The sequence below is a fragment of the [Borrelia] finlandensis genome (assembly GCF_000181875.2).
In the GTDB taxonomy this organism is placed as follows: domain Bacteria; phylum Spirochaetota; class Spirochaetia; order Borreliales; family Borreliaceae; genus Borreliella; species Borreliella finlandensis.
The window spans coordinates 492,101-508,081 of sequence record NZ_ABJZ02000005.1; the positions used below are offsets into that span (position 1 = coordinate 492,101).

Annotated in this window: 29 protein-coding genes; 28 read left to right on the plus strand and 1 reads right to left on the minus strand. The window is 31.3% G+C overall.

Translation table 11 applies throughout. From position 1 onward, the window contains the following. Nucleotide 1: 1 nt before the first annotated feature. The 28 genes from rplD to BSV1_RS03730 all read left to right on the plus strand — a co-directional run bounded on the left by rplD (nucleotide 2) and on the right by BSV1_RS03730 (nucleotide 15,154). Nucleotides 2–631, plus strand: coding sequence for a 50S ribosomal protein L4 (gene rplD / locus BSV1_RS03595; RefSeq protein WP_002557070.1), 630 nt, complete (start codon nucleotides 2–4; stop codon nucleotides 629–631). A 20-nt stretch (nucleotides 632–651) separates the two neighbouring features. After that, complete coding sequence (rplW, locus tag BSV1_RS03600) at nucleotides 652–948, plus strand: 50S ribosomal protein L23 (RefSeq protein WP_008882690.1); 297 nt, start codon at nucleotides 652–654, stop codon at nucleotides 946–948. Nucleotides 949–969: 21 nt separating this feature from the next. Further along, nucleotides 970–1,803 (plus strand): 50S ribosomal protein L2, encoded by an 834-nt coding sequence (gene rplB, locus BSV1_RS03605; protein WP_002557072.1) that lies wholly within the window; start codon nucleotides 970–972, stop codon nucleotides 1,801–1,803. A gap of 9 nt (nucleotides 1,804–1,812) precedes the next feature. Beyond that, nucleotides 1,813–2,091, plus strand: coding sequence for a 30S ribosomal protein S19 (gene rpsS, locus BSV1_RS03610; RefSeq protein ID WP_008882531.1), 279 nt, complete (start codon nucleotides 1,813–1,815; stop codon nucleotides 2,089–2,091). Nucleotides 2,092–2,097: 6 nt separating this feature from the next. Next, a complete protein-coding gene (gene rplV / locus BSV1_RS03615; protein ID WP_008882350.1) occupies nucleotides 2,098–2,460 on the plus strand; it encodes a 50S ribosomal protein L22 in 363 nt (120 codons plus the stop codon). Nucleotides 2,461–2,463: 3 nt separating this feature from the next. Continuing rightward, on the plus strand, nucleotides 2,464–3,345 hold the full coding sequence (gene rpsC / locus BSV1_RS03620) for a 30S ribosomal protein S3 (protein ID WP_008882327.1): 882 nt from the start codon (nucleotides 2,464–2,466) through the stop codon (nucleotides 3,343–3,345). Between the two features lie 4 nt (nucleotides 3,346–3,349). Next, nucleotides 3,350–3,766 (plus strand): 50S ribosomal protein L16, encoded by a 417-nt coding sequence (rplP, locus tag BSV1_RS03625; protein WP_008882545.1) that lies wholly within the window; start codon nucleotides 3,350–3,352, stop codon nucleotides 3,764–3,766. A 2-nt stretch (nucleotides 3,767–3,768) separates the two neighbouring features. Beyond that, on the plus strand, nucleotides 3,769–3,969 hold the full coding sequence (rpmC, locus tag BSV1_RS03630; RefSeq protein ID WP_002557077.1) for a 50S ribosomal protein L29: 201 nt from the start codon (nucleotides 3,769–3,771) through the stop codon (nucleotides 3,967–3,969). 2 nt (nucleotides 3,970–3,971) lie between these two features. Next, nucleotides 3,972–4,226: a 30S ribosomal protein S17 gene (rpsQ, locus tag BSV1_RS03635; protein WP_002557078.1), complete on the plus strand. Its 255-nt coding sequence runs from the start codon at nucleotides 3,972–3,974 to the stop codon at nucleotides 4,224–4,226. Nucleotides 4,227–4,253: 27 nt separating this feature from the next. After that, nucleotides 4,254–4,622 (plus strand): 50S ribosomal protein L14, encoded by a 369-nt coding sequence (rplN, locus tag BSV1_RS03640; RefSeq protein ID WP_002557079.1) that lies wholly within the window; start codon nucleotides 4,254–4,256, stop codon nucleotides 4,620–4,622. 14 nt (nucleotides 4,623–4,636) lie between these two features. Beyond that, on the plus strand, nucleotides 4,637–4,942 hold the full coding sequence (gene rplX, locus BSV1_RS03645; protein WP_002557080.1) for a 50S ribosomal protein L24: 306 nt from the start codon (nucleotides 4,637–4,639) through the stop codon (nucleotides 4,940–4,942). A 5-nt stretch (nucleotides 4,943–4,947) separates the two neighbouring features. Further along, nucleotides 4,948–5,496 carry a 50S ribosomal protein L5 gene (gene rplE, locus BSV1_RS03650; RefSeq protein WP_008882616.1) on the plus strand — a complete coding sequence of 183 codons (549 nt, stop codon included), beginning with the start codon at nucleotides 4,948–4,950 and terminating at the stop codon, nucleotides 5,494–5,496. A 16-nt stretch (nucleotides 5,497–5,512) separates the two neighbouring features. Further along, nucleotides 5,513–5,698 (plus strand): type Z 30S ribosomal protein S14, encoded by a 186-nt coding sequence (locus BSV1_RS03655; RefSeq protein ID WP_002557082.1) that lies wholly within the window; start codon nucleotides 5,513–5,515, stop codon nucleotides 5,696–5,698. A gap of 9 nt (nucleotides 5,699–5,707) precedes the next feature. Beyond that, complete coding sequence (gene rpsH, locus BSV1_RS03660; RefSeq protein WP_008882456.1) at nucleotides 5,708–6,106, plus strand: 30S ribosomal protein S8; 399 nt, start codon at nucleotides 5,708–5,710, stop codon at nucleotides 6,104–6,106. Nucleotides 6,107–6,122: 16 nt separating this feature from the next. Then, complete coding sequence (rplF, locus tag BSV1_RS03665) at nucleotides 6,123–6,665, plus strand: 50S ribosomal protein L6 (RefSeq protein WP_008882708.1); 543 nt, start codon at nucleotides 6,123–6,125, stop codon at nucleotides 6,663–6,665. A gap of 17 nt (nucleotides 6,666–6,682) precedes the next feature. After that, nucleotides 6,683–7,042 carry a 50S ribosomal protein L18 gene (rplR, locus tag BSV1_RS03670; RefSeq protein WP_008882555.1) on the plus strand — a complete coding sequence of 120 codons (360 nt, stop codon included), beginning with the start codon at nucleotides 6,683–6,685 and terminating at the stop codon, nucleotides 7,040–7,042. A 12-nt stretch (nucleotides 7,043–7,054) separates the two neighbouring features. After that, a complete protein-coding gene (gene rpsE, locus BSV1_RS03675) occupies nucleotides 7,055–7,552 on the plus strand; it encodes a 30S ribosomal protein S5 (RefSeq protein WP_008882657.1) in 498 nt (165 codons plus the stop codon). 3 nt (nucleotides 7,553–7,555) lie between these two features. Next, a complete protein-coding gene (gene rpmD / locus BSV1_RS03680) occupies nucleotides 7,556–7,861 on the plus strand; it encodes a 50S ribosomal protein L30 (RefSeq protein ID WP_002657114.1) in 306 nt (101 codons plus the stop codon). Continuing rightward, on the plus strand, nucleotides 7,861–8,298 hold the full coding sequence (gene rplO, locus BSV1_RS03685; protein ID WP_008882540.1) for a 50S ribosomal protein L15: 438 nt from the start codon (nucleotides 7,861–7,863) through the stop codon (nucleotides 8,296–8,298). Before rpmD ends, rplO begins: the two co-directional genes overlap by 1 nt. A gap of 12 nt (nucleotides 8,299–8,310) precedes the next feature. Next, complete coding sequence (gene secY, locus BSV1_RS03690) at nucleotides 8,311–9,615, plus strand: preprotein translocase subunit SecY (protein WP_008882347.1); 1,305 nt, start codon at nucleotides 8,311–8,313, stop codon at nucleotides 9,613–9,615. A 12-nt stretch (nucleotides 9,616–9,627) separates the two neighbouring features. Then, complete coding sequence (gene rpmJ / locus BSV1_RS03695; RefSeq protein WP_008882649.1) at nucleotides 9,628–9,741, plus strand: 50S ribosomal protein L36; 114 nt, start codon at nucleotides 9,628–9,630, stop codon at nucleotides 9,739–9,741. Between the two features lie 17 nt (nucleotides 9,742–9,758). Further along, nucleotides 9,759–10,136 (plus strand): 30S ribosomal protein S13, encoded by a 378-nt coding sequence (rpsM, locus tag BSV1_RS03700; protein WP_008882709.1) that lies wholly within the window; start codon nucleotides 9,759–9,761, stop codon nucleotides 10,134–10,136. A gap of 27 nt (nucleotides 10,137–10,163) precedes the next feature. Beyond that, complete coding sequence (gene rpsK, locus BSV1_RS03705; protein WP_002557092.1) at nucleotides 10,164–10,556, plus strand: 30S ribosomal protein S11; 393 nt, start codon at nucleotides 10,164–10,166, stop codon at nucleotides 10,554–10,556. A gap of 15 nt (nucleotides 10,557–10,571) precedes the next feature. After that, on the plus strand, nucleotides 10,572–11,606 hold the full coding sequence (locus BSV1_RS03710) for a DNA-directed RNA polymerase subunit alpha (protein ID WP_008882817.1): 1,035 nt from the start codon (nucleotides 10,572–10,574) through the stop codon (nucleotides 11,604–11,606). 21 nt (nucleotides 11,607–11,627) lie between these two features. Further along, nucleotides 11,628–11,999 carry a 50S ribosomal protein L17 gene (rplQ, locus tag BSV1_RS03715; protein ID WP_008882381.1) on the plus strand — a complete coding sequence of 124 codons (372 nt, stop codon included), beginning with the start codon at nucleotides 11,628–11,630 and terminating at the stop codon, nucleotides 11,997–11,999. A gap of 72 nt (nucleotides 12,000–12,071) precedes the next feature. Then, nucleotides 12,072–13,604 (plus strand): ribonuclease Y, encoded by a 1,533-nt coding sequence (gene rny / locus BSV1_RS03720; RefSeq protein WP_002656978.1) that lies wholly within the window; start codon nucleotides 12,072–12,074, stop codon nucleotides 13,602–13,604. Continuing rightward, nucleotides 13,594–14,382: a TIGR00282 family metallophosphoesterase gene (locus tag BSV1_RS03725; RefSeq protein ID WP_008882730.1), complete on the plus strand. Its 789-nt coding sequence runs from the start codon at nucleotides 13,594–13,596 to the stop codon at nucleotides 14,380–14,382. Before rny ends, BSV1_RS03725 begins: the two co-directional genes overlap by 11 nt. Next, nucleotides 14,363–15,154 carry a TlyA family RNA methyltransferase gene (locus BSV1_RS03730; RefSeq protein ID WP_008882449.1) on the plus strand — a complete coding sequence of 264 codons (792 nt, stop codon included), beginning with the start codon at nucleotides 14,363–14,365 and terminating at the stop codon, nucleotides 15,152–15,154. The genes BSV1_RS03725 and BSV1_RS03730 overlap by 20 nt, the downstream gene beginning before the upstream one ends. Here BSV1_RS03730 and BSV1_RS03735 read toward each other — a convergent pair. Next, nucleotides 15,151–15,897, minus strand: a complete 747-nt coding sequence (locus tag BSV1_RS03735; RefSeq protein ID WP_008882363.1) for a GerMN domain-containing protein — start codon at nucleotides 15,895–15,897, stop codon at nucleotides 15,151–15,153. The genes BSV1_RS03730 and BSV1_RS03735 overlap by 4 nt on opposite strands. Nucleotides 15,898–15,981 lie beyond the last annotated feature (84 nt).

Consider the following 15,981-nt stretch of genomic DNA (forward strand, 5'->3'; position numbering starts at 1 on the left):
TATGGAAAGAAAAGTTTTTTCTAAAGATGGGAAAGAGATTGGAACCATAAATTTAGATGATAGAGTTTTTAATATAGAAATTAGTCATGGGTCTATTTATAATGCTATAAAAAATGAATTGTCTAATCTTAGGGTTGGAACATCTTCAACTAAAACCAGATCAGAGGTTAGAGGTAGTTCTAAAAAGCCTTGGAAGCAAAAAGGAACCGGTAGAGCTAGGGTTGGTACAAAGCGAAATCCAGTTTGGATTGGCGGAGGTATAGCATTAGGGCCAAAGCCTAGGGATTATAGCTATAGATTGCCCAAAAAGGTAAAGAAGCTTGCATTTAAGTCTGTATTAAGTTTGCGCGCTGCTGATGAAAATAGTTTTAAAGTTATTGAGAATTTTAATGTTGAATCTGGAAAAACGAAAGATCTTGCTTTAATAATAAAAAATTTTGCAAGTTTTAATGGTAAGGTGGTTATTCTTTTGGGCAATGATGATCAGATGATAAAAAGGGCTGGTAAAAATATAAGAGATTTAAAGATTTTATCTTTTGATAAACTTAGGGTTGTTGATTTATTTTATGCTAAGAATTTAATAGCTCTAGAATCCGCTGTTAACAAGCTTAATGAGTTTTACATTAAATAAAAAGGATGTTGAGGATAAGTATGAAGGCTTATGATATAATAGTTTCACCTATGCTTACTGAAAAAACTAATACTCAAAGGGAAAGTATTAATGTTTATGTTTTTAAAGTTAATAGGAGAGCAAATAAAAAAGAGGTTGGTGCAGCAATAAAAGAACTTTTTAATGTTACTCCAGTATCGTGTAATTTGCTCAATATTAAAAGTAAAGCCAAGGTTGTGGTGTCTCGAAAAGGGTACCCTATAGGTAAGGGAAAAACTTCTTCATGGAAGAAGGCATATGTTTATCTCAAAAAGGAAGATAAAATAGATATTTTTTAGTGGTTTTGGAGAAAAATAAATATGGGTATTAAGACTTATAAGCCAAAAACTTCTTCTTTGCGCTATAAGACGACTTTATCTTTTGATGATTTGAGCAAAGGTAATGATCCTTTGAAGTCTTTAACAAAAGGTAAAAAATTTAAATCGGGCAGAGATTCTTCTGGTAGGATTAGTATTAGAAGAAGAGGTGGTGGGCATAAGAGAAAGTATAGGTTGATTGATTTTAATCGAAGAGATAAATTTAGCATTCCTGCTCGAGTTGCTTCTATTGAATATGATCCTAATAGAAGTGCTAATATAGCTTTGCTTGTTTATAAAGATGGAGAAAAAAGGTATATTATTTCTCCTAAAGGCATTAAGGTTGGAGATGTTTTGGAAAGCGGTCCTAATGCTCCAATTAAAATTGGCAATGCCTTACCTCTTGAAAATATTCCTATTGGAAGAACTGTTCACAATATTGAGCTTAATGTTGGAAAGGGTGGACAGCTTATAAGAAGTGCTGGTGGATATGCTATGATACTTGCTTCTGACGGGAATTATGTCACTGTAAAATTATCATCTGGTGAGATGAGATTGATTTTTAAAAAATGTATTGCAACAATTGGTGAAATTGGAAATGAAGATTATGCCAATATTTCTATAGGGAAAGCTGGTAAAAGCAGGTGGCTTGGTAGAAGGCCTAAGGTTAGAGGTGTTGCTATGAATCCTGTTGACCATCCACATGGTGGTGGTGAAGGAAAAACTTCTGGAGGTCGTCATCCTGTGTCTCCTTGGGGACAGCCTACTAAAGGTTATAAGACTCGCAAGAAAAAGAGATATTCGGATAAATTTATTATTAAAAGAAGAAATAAATAGGAGAGTATAGTGGCAAGATCTATTAAAAAAGGACCTTTTATAGAAAAGAGTCTTTATCAAAAAGTTTTATCATCTTTTGGAAGTGAGAAGAGGGTTGTTATTAAAACCTATTCCAGATCTTCAACAATAATTCCTGAAATGGTAAGCCTTACTATATCTGTTTACAATGGCAAAGCTTTTATACCTATTTATATTACTGAGGATCTTGTGGGGCATAAGCTTGGCGAGTTTTCACCTACAAGGATTTTTAGAGGGCATGCTAAGTCAGATAAAAAGGGAAGGAAGTAAGTAGTTATGTTGGTAAATAGAAGATATACAGCAAAGGGCAAAAATTTACCCTCTTCTCCAAAAAAAGTTAGGCCAATAGCTGACAATATACGGGGAGAGTCTTATATTAAGGCTATTGCAGTGCTTTGTTCTATGCCTAATAAAGGAGCTAAGCTTTTAGAAAAGGTTGTTAAGTCGGCAGCATCAAATGCTATGTATCACAATAAAAATCTTTCCGAGGACATGATATTTATTAAAACAGTTATGGTTGATGATGGGCGTCGTCGTAAAAAGATTTGGCCTAGAGCTAGGGGTAGAGCTGATAGGCTTGTTAATAGAAATTGTCATATTTTTGTTGAAGTTGATGAAAAAAAAGATATTAAAGGATAAAGCATGGGCCAAAAAGTACATCCATATAGCTTAAGGGTAAAAATTAATAAGGATTGGAAATCAAAATGGTATTTTGATAAAAAATTGTATTCTGCAATTCTTCATGAAGACTTTTTAATAAGGCGAGAAATTATGAAGTTTCTTAAAGGGATTAAATTTGATATTTCTGATATAGAAATAATTAGAAATAATCCCCAAAAAGTAACAGTAGTAATTGTTACTCCAAGGCCTGGTTCTGTGATAGGGCTTAAAGGTTCTAATCTTGAAAAGATTGGTCAATTGTTAACTAAAAAAATTTCTAAAAAGATTAGCATTAAGATTAAAGAGGTTAAAAGACCAGAGCTTGATGCTCAAATTATTGCTAATGGGATTGCAAAGCAAATAGAAAATAGAGCGTCTTATAGGAAAGTTTTAAAATCATCTCTTTCTACCTCTATGTTAAAAGGTGCTCAAGGGTTAAAAATTAAGATTGCTGGTAGACTTGGTGGTGCGGAGATTGCTCGAAGCTTTGAGGTTAAGGAAGGTCGGGTTCCTTTGCACACTCTTAGAGCCAATATAGATTATGGATTTTCTGAGGCTCAAACTACTTATGGCATTATTGGAGTTAAGGTTTGGTTATTTAAGGGTGAAGTTTTAGGGAGACAAACCAATTCTGATGCTGGCCAGGTAATAAATAAAAAGTCTTTTAGGGAAAGAGGCGATGCTGTTAAAAATTTTGATAAAACTTTAAATAATAGAGAAAAGACTAATGAAAAGCAAACTAGGCTTTTGGATAAAAAAGATGGGCCATCTAAAGATGAAGTAGATCTTTTAAACAAAAAAAAACTTAGTGCGTCTTTTTCTAAAGAAAGAGGCGATTCTAATGAGCAGGATATTGGAGGATAATTAGATGTTAAGTCCAAAAAAGGTTAAATATAGAAAGAAGCAGAGAGGAAGATTGTCTGGAGAGGCTCAGAAGGGCAATAAAATTTCTTTTGGTGAATATGGACTTGTTTCTTTGGAAACAAATTTTATTACTGCTCGTCAAATTGAGGCTGCTCGTATTGCAATGACTCGTAAAATAAAAAGAGGCGGAAGGGTTTGGATAAGAATATTTCCTGATATTCCTTATACTAAAAAACCAGCTGAAACTAGAATGGGTAAGGGCAAAGGGGGTGTTGATCATTGGAATGCTTCTGTTAAGCTTGGCACTGTTATGTTTGAAATGTCGGGGGTTGTTGAGGAACTTGCTCAAGAGGCTATGTCGCTTGCAAGCTCTAAGCTTCCAGTAAAAACCATGTTTGTTGTAAGGCGAGATTTGAGGTAATTATGTTGAAAAATTTCAAAAATTTTACTCTTGAGGACATGAAGGCTAAAAGGCTAGAATTAAAGAAAGAATATTTAGATTTAAGATTTAAATCTGTTGTTGGTCATGTTGAAAATCCTTTAAAGAAAAGAGAGATTAGACGTGATATTGCAAGGCTTAATACAATGATTTGTGAATATGAATTAGGTATTAGAAAGGTTTAGATATGGCAAGAGAAAATAAAAAAGAATTAATTGGCAAAGTTGTTAGTGATAAAATGTCTAAGACTATAGTAGTAGAAATTGTTCAAAGAAAGATGCATCCAATTTATCATAAGTATTTAAAGGTTAGTAAAAAAGTTAAAGCACATGATGAAAAAGAAGTTTCAAAGGTTGGCGATAAGGTAAAAATTATTGAAGTTCGACCTATTAGCAAAGATAAAAGATGGTCTCTTGTTGAGGTTTTAGAAAAATTAAAATAGTTTTAATTTTTCTAAAGGAGGTTGATTATGATTCAGATGCAAACTTATTTAACAATTGCGGATAATACTGGTGGCAAGGTGGCTCAATGTATTAAGGTGCTTGGTGGCAGTAAAAGGCGTTATGCCAAAATTGGGGATATAATAACCATTGTAGTAAAACAAGCAATTCCTAATTCTTCTGTTAAAAAAGGAGATGTTTATAAAGCTGTAATTGTTAGGACTTCTAAAGAAGTAAGACGTAAAAACGGAACTTATGTTAGGTTTGATGATAATGCTTGTGTGATACTTGATGCTAATTTAAGTCCTAGGGGCAAAAGGGTATTTGGGCCTGTTGCAAGAGAACTTAGGGATGCTAATTTTATGAAAGTAGTATCATTGGCTTCAGAGGTTATATAGTAAAAGGGGGTTTTGTGAAGACAAAGTTGAAGATAGGTGATAGCGTAAAAATTCTTTCTGGAAAAGATAGGGGTAGAATAGGTAAGATTGCTAGTATAAATAGAAAAAAAAATAAAGTTATTGTTGAATCTTGCAATATGGTTAAAAAAGTCATTAAAGCTAGGACACCCCAAGAAAAAGGTCGAATAATAGATAAGGAGGCCGCTATAGATATTTCAAATGTGATGATATTTGTCAAGGGAACTTCTTCAAGATTAGGCATTAGATTTGAAAATAATGAAAAAATAAGGTATCTTAAAAAAAATGGACAGAGGATATAGAGTTTATGAATTATGTTCCTGAATTGAAGAAATATTATAAAGATAGTGTTATAAAAGAGCTTGTTAAGGAATTTGAATATAAATCTATAATGCAAGTTCCCAAGCTTGAGAAGATAGTGATTTCTGTAGGTGTTGGGGAGGCTGTTAGGAATAAGAAGTTATTAGATTCTGCTGTTTTAGAGCTTGCTCAGATCACGGGTCAGAAAGCTGTAAAGACAAAAGCAAAAAAAGCAATAGCCGGGTTTAAAATTAGGCAAGGACAAGAAATAGGCGCTAAAGTTACACTTAGGGGTAATGCAATGTATGAATTTTTATATAAGCTTATTCATTTGGCATTGCCAAGAGTTAAGGATTTTAGGGGAATCAATGGGGATGCTTTTGATGGTAATGGAAATTATTCTTTTGGGATAACGGAACAAATAATATTTTCTGAAATAGACTATGATAAAATAGAGAGAATATCTGGTTTGAATATTACAATTGTGACAACAGCTTCAAATGATAAAGAAAGTAAATCTTTGCTTTTGAAATTTGGAATGCCGTTTAGTAATTAGGGGATTTATAAGGTATATGGCAAAAAAATCAATGATTATTAGGGCTTTAAGAAAGCCTAAGTATAAAACAAGGCAAAATAATAGATGTAAATTGTGTGGTCGTCCAAGAGGATATTTAAGGGATTTTTGTATGTGTCGAATATGTTTTAGAAAGTATGCGTCTGAAGGATTAATTCCTGGCGTTTCAAAATCAAGTTGGTAAGGGAATTTTATGGCGATTACTTATTCAGTAGGAGACATGCTAACTAAATTAAGAAATGCAAGCAGAGTTGGGCATGGATCTGTAGATTTAAAGATGTCTAATATGAATAAATCAATATTAAACATTCTTAAAGAAGAGGGTTATATTAAGGATTTTAATTTTTTAGAAAAGGAAGGGATTGCTTTTATTAGGGTTTTGCTAAAGTATGACAGCAAAAGAAATCCTGTTATAAATAAAATAGATGCTATTTCTACTCCTGGTAGAAAAATTTATTCTTCATATAAAAATATGCCAAGAATAAAGAATGGATATGGAATATTAATTATATCTTCTTCTCAAGGTGTTATTACTGGCAAGGAAGCTAAAGATAAAAAAATAGGTGGTGAGTTGATTTGCTCAGTTTGGTAGTTTAATAGGGGGATGTATGTCACGTATTGGAAGACTTCCGATAAAGATTCCAGATGCTGTTAAGGTTGATGTTAAAGACAACTTAGTGATAGTTGAAGGTGTTAGGGGAAGATTAGTTCAAGATATAAAAGACAGTATTAATGTTAAAGTTGAGAATGGTAGTGTTATTATTGTTCGAGTTTTAAATGATAAAAAAGCAAAAGCCTACCACGGTCTTTACAGAAGTTTAATTTTTAACATGGTAAAAGGAGTGACTGAAGGATTTTCTAAGTCTCTTACTATAAATGGTATAGGATATAGAGTAGAGCAACAAGGCAATAGCCTTTTTTTAAGCCTTGGTTATTCAACTCAGTTTGAATATGTTATTCCAGATGGTATTAGTGTAAAGCTTGACGGGAATACTAAAATTTCTGTTGAAGGAATAGACAAGTTTAAGGTTGGTCAGGTTGCTGCTGAGATTAGAAGTTTAAAAAAACCAGAGCCGTATAAAGGAAAGGGCATTAAGTATGATAATGAAGTTATTAGAAGAAAAGTTGGAAAATCTGGTGTAAAAAAATAAATTTTAGGTTAATAATTATGAAAAAAATAAAAGAAGCAGAACAGAGAAAGCTTAGACGTAAAAAAAGAATAAAGGACAAAATAGGGCGCGGAGTAGCCAGTAGGCCACGAATTACTATATTTAAATCTAATAGGTATTTTTATGCGCAAGTTATAGATGATAGTAAGGGACATACTGTTGCAAGTATTTCTACTATTGAAAAAAGTCTTAATTTAGGCAAAAATATTGATGATGTAAAAAAACTTGGAGAAGTTCTTGCTAAAAGGCTTAAGGAGAAAAATATAAATAATCTTATTTTTGACAGAAATGGTTATAAGTATCATGGACTTATTGCAAGTTTTGCAACTTCTTTGAGAGAGTTTGGTATTAATATTTAAGGGAGTGTATTTATGGTAGATGTTCAGGTTCAAAGAAAGCAGATAGAAAAATTAATATCACTCAACAGAGTTACTAAGGTTGTTAAGGGCGGAAGAAGATTCTCTTTTGCTGCTTTCATGGTTGTTGGAGATGGAGAAGGACATGTTGGTTGGGGCTTTGGTAAAGCTAATGATGCTAGTGATGCAATAAAAAAAAGTTTAACAAGTGCTAGGAAGAATTTAAGATTTGTTCCTATTCGAAAAGGAACATTGCCACATGAGGTTATTGGTTGCTTTAAAAAAGCTAAGGTTTTAATCAAACCAGCTACTCATGGTACTGGTGTTATTGCAGGGGGCCCTGTTCGTGCTGTAATGGAGGCTTTAGGAGTGCATGATATTTTGAGCAAATCTCTTGGTTCTAATAATTCTATGAATGTAGTAAAGGCGACTTTTAAGGCATTTGATTTAGTTTTGAATGCTGAAAAAGTAGCAGAAATGCGAGGAAAAACTTTGAAAACTTTATGGGGTTAATGTATGATTAAAAGGAAATTAAGATTACAACTAAAGAAAGCTAGGTTTAATGCTTCAAGGTCTAGATCTAAGAATAAATGTTTTATTAGAAGAATGGAAAATAATAGAAAAATTATTTCTAAAAACAATATTAATGTGCAAGTTTTTCTTGTAAGAAGTCTTATTGGGAAATTAAATAAAAAGGTCAAAGTTTTAAAAGCATTAGGTTTAAATAAAATAGGCGATAAAAAGGTACATTTTTTAAATGAATCTATTAAGGGTATGCTTAACGAGACTATTAATATGATTTTATTAAGCGAGGTAATGTAATGTTTAACTTGTTAAAGCCTAAGGGAGCGAGCAAGCGACGTAAAATTGTTGGCAGAGGTCCAGGTTCAGGACTTGGCAAAACTTCTGGGAGAGGTCAAAAAGGGCAAAAAGCAAGAAATACTTCGCCAAGACTTGGGTTTGAAGGTGGGCAGACTCCTCTTTATAGAAGATTGCCAAGGAAAGGTTTTTCTAATAGTGATTATAAATTGGAATATGCAATTGTTAATCTTGGAGATATAGATAAAAAATTTAAGGATGGACAAGTTGTCAATTATGATACTTTGCTTGAAAATAAACTTATAAAAAAGAAAAATAAAAAAATTAAAATTTTGTCTAATGGTAAGCTTACGAAAAAAGTTTCTTTTGAGGTTTCTAAAATTTCTAAATCGGCTGAAAGCCTTGTAATAAAAATTGGTTGTACTATTAAATTAGTTTAAAGTGGAATAAAGATGAAAGAATTGTTTTTAAGTTTATTTACTGTTAAGGATTTGAGAAATAAGTTCTTGTTTACTTTATTTGTTCTTTTTCTTTTTAGAGTTGGTTCATATTTGCCGATACCAGGAATAGATTCTGTAGCGCTTAAAAGTTATTTCAAGTCGCAATCAGATTTTTCAATTGCCAATTATTTTGATTTTTTTTCAGGGGGAGCTTTTAGTAATTTTTCTATATTTATGCTTAGTATAGGGCCTTACATTTCGGCATCTATTATTGTTCAGCTTCTTGTTTATTCTTTTCCTTCTTTGAAAAAAATGCAAGAAGGTGACGGCGGAAGACAAAAGACTAAAAAATATACAAAATATTTAACAATGGTTGCAGCCGTAGTTCAAGGATACGCAACAAGCCTTTATGCTAAAGGTATTCCGGGTGCCGTTACCATTCCCTTTTATAGATATATATTTATTGCTATTTTAACGGTTACTACGGGGACATTTATCCTTTTGTGGTTTGGAGAGCAAATTAATCAAAGAGGTGTAGGTAATGGAACATCTTTGATAATTTTTTCTGGCATAGTGGTTAGACTTCAAGCGGCTTTGTTTAACTTATTCCAAAGCATGCAGGATCCTTCTCAAAATGTTAATCCTGTTTTTGTTATACTTATTATAAGTATATTTATTTTAGTTGTTATATTGATTATATATGAATATAAGGCTCAAATGCGAATTGCCATTCATTATGCTAGAGCAAATTCTAATAGTACAGTTAGTTCATATTTGCCAATCAAGTTGAATCCATCGGGCGTTTTGCCTGTTATTTTTGCCTCTGTTTTAATTACTCTACCTTTACAAATTTTAAGTGGTTTTGCAGAAACTTCTTCCATAGCCAGACAAATTTTATCTTATTTAAGGCCCAATGGTTTTTATTATACTTTTTTGAATGTAATTTTGATAATTGGATTTACGTATTTTTATTCTAAGATTCAGTTAAGCCCTAAAGACATAAGTAATAATATTCGTAAGAATGGGGGCGCTATTCCGGGAATAAAGTCTGATGAGATGGAAAAATATTTAGATGAAATTATGAATAAAACCCTATTTTCAGGATCTGTTTTTTTGTCAATTATTGCAATTATTCCATTTTTAGTGCAAAATATTTTTAGATTTCCACACGATGTTTCTAGAATAATGGGGGGGTCTTCTTTGCTTATTATGGTAGGGGTTGCTCTTGATACATTAATTCATATTGATGCTTATTTAAAAACTCAAGGATTTTCTCATGGAAATAAAAAGAATTATGCATTTTTGCAAAAAATTTAGGAGTGTTTGATTATGAAAGTTAGAGTGAGTGTAAGGCCAATTTGTGAAAAATGTAAGGTTATAAAAAGAAAAGGTGTATTAAGAATTATTTGTGATAATTTAAAGCATAAACAAAGACAAAAGTAAAAATTAGAGGAAATAAAATGGCTAGAATATCGGGAATAGATTTACCAAATAATAAACAATTAAAAATAGCGCTTACTTCTATTTATGGTATAGGTAGAACAAGAGCTTTGGAAGTTTGCAATAAATCAAGTATTTCTCCAAGCAAAGTTGCTAAAGATTTAGATAATGATGAAGTTAATCGACTTAGGAAGGTAATTGAGAGCGATTATGTTGTAGAAGGAAAACTTAGAAGTGAAGTTGCAATGTCTATTAAAAGACTTATGGATATAGCGTGTTATAGGGGCGTTAGGCATAGAAAAGGATTGCCTTTGAGAGGACAGAGAACTAAAACGAATGCAAGAACTAGAAAAGGAAAAAGAAAGACTGTAGCTAATAAGAAAATAGCTAGCAAATAAAATAGTTTTTAAGATTTGGAGGGCGAGTTGAGCGCAAAATTATCAACTAATAGTAAAAAAAAAATTAAAAGAAATATCGGAGAAGGAAACGTTTATATACAAGCTACTTTTAATAATACCATAGTTACTGTATCTGATATAAAGGGGAATGCTTTAGCTTGGGCAAGTGCTGGTGGAATGGGTTTTAAAGGGGCTAAAAAGTCGACCCCATATGCTGCTCAAATAACAGCAGAGTCTGCTTTAAATAAAGTGAGAGATTTTGGAATTAATTATGTTCATGTGTATATAAAAGGGCCAGGCATTGGTAGAGAATCTGCAATAAGAGCTATTGGTTCGATTGGTATGACTGTAAAATCAATTTCAGATATTACGCCTATTCCTCATAATGGATGCAGACCGAAAAAAACCAGACGAGTTTAGCTAGAAGGAGTTATGATGCCTGTGGAAAATTTTTTGAAAGATTTCACTATACCTGAAAAAATTGAATTTTTGAAAAGCCAAGGTGATGGGTCTTATGGTAAATTTACAATATATCCTTTTGAAAGAGGCTTTGGGATTACTATAGGTAATACTTTAAGACGTGTTTTACTTTCTTCTATTGAAGGGTATGCGATTACTGCTATGAGGGTTCAGTCCAACAATAAAGACTCTTCATCAAAGGTTGTTTCAAGTGAATTTGATTTGATTCCTGGAGTTTCTGAAGATACTCTTGAGGTTATTGCTAATATTAAAAATATTCATTTGAAACTTGGAGAAGGAGAGCAAAAAAAGACAATAAGCTTTAGTGTTAGCGGCAAAGATACCAATGTTTTAAAAGCTTCTCATTTTGAAAGAGATGGAGTTGAGGTTTTTAATAAAGATTTAGTTATAGCCACTTTATCACGTGATGTTAATTTGGATCTTGAATTTCAAATTAATTATGGTAGGGGTTATGTGTCTTCTGAGCAAAATTCTAAGTATTTAGAAGAAGTTAATGTTATTGCTTTAGATTCTATATTTTCTCCTATAGAGAAAGTTTCGTATTCTGTAGAAGATACTAGGGTTGGTCAAAGGTCAGATTATGACAAGCTTGTAATGGAAATTTGGACTACAGGTGTGATTTCTGCCAAAGATGCAATAAAAAAGGCTGCATCAATAGTAAGAGAGTTTTTGTTTCCTCTTGTTGATTTTGAAGACAATGTTAATACATCTTTTGAGAAATCAAAATCAGAAAGTTCTAACTTGCTTGATATGAGTATTGAGAAATTGAATTTGTCAGTCAGATCTTTAAATTGTTTGGCCAAAGAAAATGTTAGGACTTTAGGAGAACTTATTAGTAAAAACGCAGAAGAGCTTTCTAAAGCTAGAAATTTTGGGAAAAAAAGTTTAGAAGAGATAATCGAAAAACTTGGCTCTTATCGATTATATTTAGGAATGTCTAAAGAAGATGCTCTATCTGTATTGAGTAAGAATGTTAAAATATCTGAATAAAAGGAGAGTTTAGGCTGTTTCATGAAAACAAAATTGGGTTTTAATAGATTAAGTAGGAAGTCTAGTCACAGGAGAGCGCTTTTAAAAAATATGGTAATTTCTTTTTTTAAGCATGAAAAAATTTCTTCCACTAAGACAAAATTGTTCGAAGTTAAAAGATTTGCTGAAAGATTGATTACAAGGGCAAAAGTTGATACTGTGCATAATAGGCGAGAATTATCAAAATTTATAAATGATAAGCATATTTTAAATAAGCTATTTACCAAAATTTCTCCTGTTTTTAGACAAAGAAGTGGTGGGTATACTCGGATAATTAAATTAGGAAAAAGATATGGAGATGCGGCTGAAATGGCTATCCTAGAATTAGTTGAAAAGCCTTTAAAAGTTGAATAATTAATAATTTGAGGGCACTGTTTTAAAGATTAAATTTTAAATTGCTTTTAAACAGCATAGGAGTTAAATGATATGATATATATTATTTTTTCTTCTATTTTTGCTGGCTTTATATTAGGATTTTTAGTAAGAGTTTTTTTAGGTAGATTGTCTTTATTGGATTTAGAAAAAAATCTGAAAAAAGTAAGAGTAGAATCACAATTAGAGATAGAAAATGAAAGAAGGCAAATTATTGCTAATGCAAAATCTCAAATGCTTAAAGAAAAAAACCAGCAAGATAGGGATATAAGAGATCGGAAAAATGAGATTGTTAATTTAGAAAAAAGATTATTACAAAGAGAAGAAACCTTAGATAAGAGAATATCTGCTCTTGACAAACAGCAGTCTAGGGTTGATTTTAAAATTAAAGAATTTGAACAAAAAGAAAAAGTAATAAGAGAAAAAGAGGCTGATCTTGTTAAAAGATTGGAAAATATTTCTGGTCTTACAAGAGAAGATGCAAGAAAAATTGTAATTGAAAAAGTTGAGCATGAGTCTAAGAGAGATGCTCAAGTTATTATCAATAAAAGTGAGCAGGAAGCACAGCTATTAGCAGATAAGGTTGCAAAAGATATTTTAGTATCTACTATGCAACGTATTGTTACGGAGGTGAGTTCTGAGTTTACAGTGGCTTCTGTTGAGCTGCCTAATGATGAGATGAAAGGTAGGATTATAGGTAAAGAAGGGCGCAATATTAGGGCTCTTGAGACTTTAATAGGAGCAGATATCATTATTGATGATACGCCTGAAGCTGTTGTTATATCTTGCTTTGATCCAATAAGAAAAGAGCTTGCCAAGAGGACTTTAGAAAGGCTTGTTACAGATGGCAGAATTCATCCTGCTAGGATTGAAGAAGTTGTGTATAATGTTACCAATGAGATAAATAGCATTATTCAAGAAGAGGGTGAGAAGGTAGTTTTTGACCTTAATATACATGGGCTTGATAAGAGGCTTATTAGGGGGTTGGGAAGGCTTTACTTTAGAAGTAGTTATGGTCAAAATGTTTTAAGCCATTCTAAAGAAACGGCTATAATAGGAGAAATTTTGGCTAAAGAGATGAAATTAGATCCTGTTGTAGTAAAAAGAGCATGCCTTTTGCATGATATTGGGAAAGGGATGGAAAGTATTTCTGATAATAGCGAGGGACATGCTATTACCGGCGCTGAACTTGCTCAAAGTTGCGGAGAGAGCGAAATTGTTGTTAATGCTATTGCTGCGCATCATAATGAGGTGAAACCCGAGAGTCTTGAGGCTATTGTGGTTCAAATAGCAGATGCCATTTCAGCATCTCGTCCTGGAGCAAGAAGGGAAAGTTTAAATAACTATATAAATAGACTTAAAAGACTTGAAGACATTGCGTATAGTTTTGAGGGTGTTCAAAAATGTTATGCTATTCAGGCAGGTCGTGAAGTTAGAATTATTGTTGACAATGCTTTGATTAATGATGAAAAGTCAATTTTACTTGCAAGAGATATTGCTAAGAAGATAGAAGCTGAAATGAGATATCCTGGAAAAATTAAAGTTACAATTATTCGCGAAACCAGAGTTATTGAATATGCAAGATAGCACTATTAAAACCTTGATAATTGGGGATATAATAGGCGAGGGTGGATTAAAAAAAGTTTTTTTTAATCTTAAAAACATCAAGAATAAATATAGAATAGATTTGGTAATTGCTAATGGAGAAAATTCTTCAAATGGTTTTGGAATAACTCCAGAAATAGCAAATAATCTTTTTAGATCGGGGGTTAATGTTATTACTACCGGTAATCATGTGTATTCTAATTACAAAATAAATTATTACCTAAATAAGCAAACATATATCTTAAGGCCAAATAATTTTTCAGATTTGTTAGATGGGCATGGTTATTGTTTTTTAACTATTAGAGATGAAAAGGTTGCTGTTGTTAATGTTCAAGGGGTTTTAAATATGAATTTTATTGTAAAGAATCCTTTTGATAATACAAAAAAATTGGTTAATATGCTGAGTAATAAGGCTAGAACCATTTTTGTAGATTTTCATGCTGAAAGTAATTATGAAAAAGAAAGTTTTGGATATTTTTTAAATGGTTTTGTAACAGGTGTGGTTGGTACTCATACCCATGTTATGACTCAAGATGAAAGAATATTGTCAAAGGGGACAGCCTATATTAGTGATATTGGGATGACAGGTGGATTAAATTCTGTAATAGGATTTAATCCCAATATTTCTCTTAAGGGCTTGCTTGAATATACCCCCTTGAGAGCTGAAGTTGTAGAAGATGACACAATTTTACAAGGAGTTATTATTACTTCTAATTTAAAGACAGGCCGCGCTTTAAAAATTGAAAGGATTCAGAAATAATTTATTAAATATACTTTGTAAAAGGTATCCAGAAAAAACACGAAAAGAATTAATGATCTTAATTCTAAAAGGCAATATATATGTAAATTCTCATAAAGAAAAAAATCCTAAAATGTTAATAAACAAAACAAGTAAAATAGATTTAGTTGAGAATACTTGTCAAACATTTGTATCAAGAGGAGGTTACAAGCTTTTAGAGGCTCTTAAAGATTTTGAAATCGAAGTTAAAAATAAAATTTGTGTTGATATTGGCTCTTCAACTGGTGGTTTTACCGATTGTCTATTGCAGTGTGGTGCCAATTTTGTTTATTCAATTGATGTAGGCATTAATCAACTTTCTTATAAATTAAGAATTGATCCAAGAGTTAAAGTTTTAGAAAGAACTAATATTTTTGATGTTACAGAATTTAAGATTGTTCCCAATTTTGCCGTTGTAGATGTTTCTTTTAGATCATCAATAAGTATATGTGTAAATTTAATAGATAAACTTTCTGATAATTTTATTATAGTTTTGATTAAACCTCAGTTTGAGTTTAAAAGTTTAAATTTAGATATAAAAAATTTTAATGGTGTTGTGAGTGGTGAGTATTTGAAGATAATTTTGCAAAGCGTAATTGAAAAGTTCTATAAAAATAAATTACAAGTTAAAAAGATATTAAAGTTAAAAACTAAAGGTAAAAAAGGCAATCAAGAATTCATGTTTTTAGTTGTTAGGGCAAGTGTTTTAAGAATTGCAAGTTCTATGCAATTGCTTAGCAATATTGAATTTTAATATTTGTCCAAAGTCTTTTTATTTAATATTCCTGAGAACTTTAAGTTTAATTCTTCAAGTATTATTGGATTATTTTCTATTGTTAAAATTATTCCATCAATTCCTTTAATTTCAAGACATGTTAAGGTTATTTGAGCGATTTGATTAATTATTCCTTCAATTCCAAAACTATTTTCATAAAATTCTTTAGATAAGTTTATTTTAGCAATTCCTTCGCTTAGGCTTAAATTTAAAAGCTTGGTTTTTATAGGGATTAAACTTAAAAAATTATTTTTTAGCTCGTATTCATTTGGTCCTTTGATTAAAGATTTTAGTGTTTCTTCAAGAATATTTTTGTCGTAATATATAGCTCTTTTTACAGTTTGTCTTAAAAAATAACCTTCTGGGGTTACTTTTATAAAATAAAGTTTAATAAATTTTTTGTTTTTAAGGTTATTATTTCTTTGGTTTTGCTTGAACTCTTCTTCAAGTTTTTTTATTTCTGGTGGCTGGATTAAAAAACTTTCATTTTTAAGTATTTTTATATTTGTATTTTTATTGGTGTTTTTTTTAGCTTCAATTAATTTATTATCTTGTGTTTGACTTGATTCGAATAAACTGTTATCATAATTTTTTTCTTTAAAAATATGCATAATAAGTGAATTTTTGATTATTAATAGCACACTAATTATTGTTAAAACAATAGCAATTAAAATTAAAAGTATGTCTGACTTGGCTGAGCTTGAACTTTTTTTTCTTTTCAACACAAACACTCATGTGTAATTGGCATAAATACTAATATTTGCTATTATAATGGAAATATCGGAATAAATAAAGAGGTGTATTTG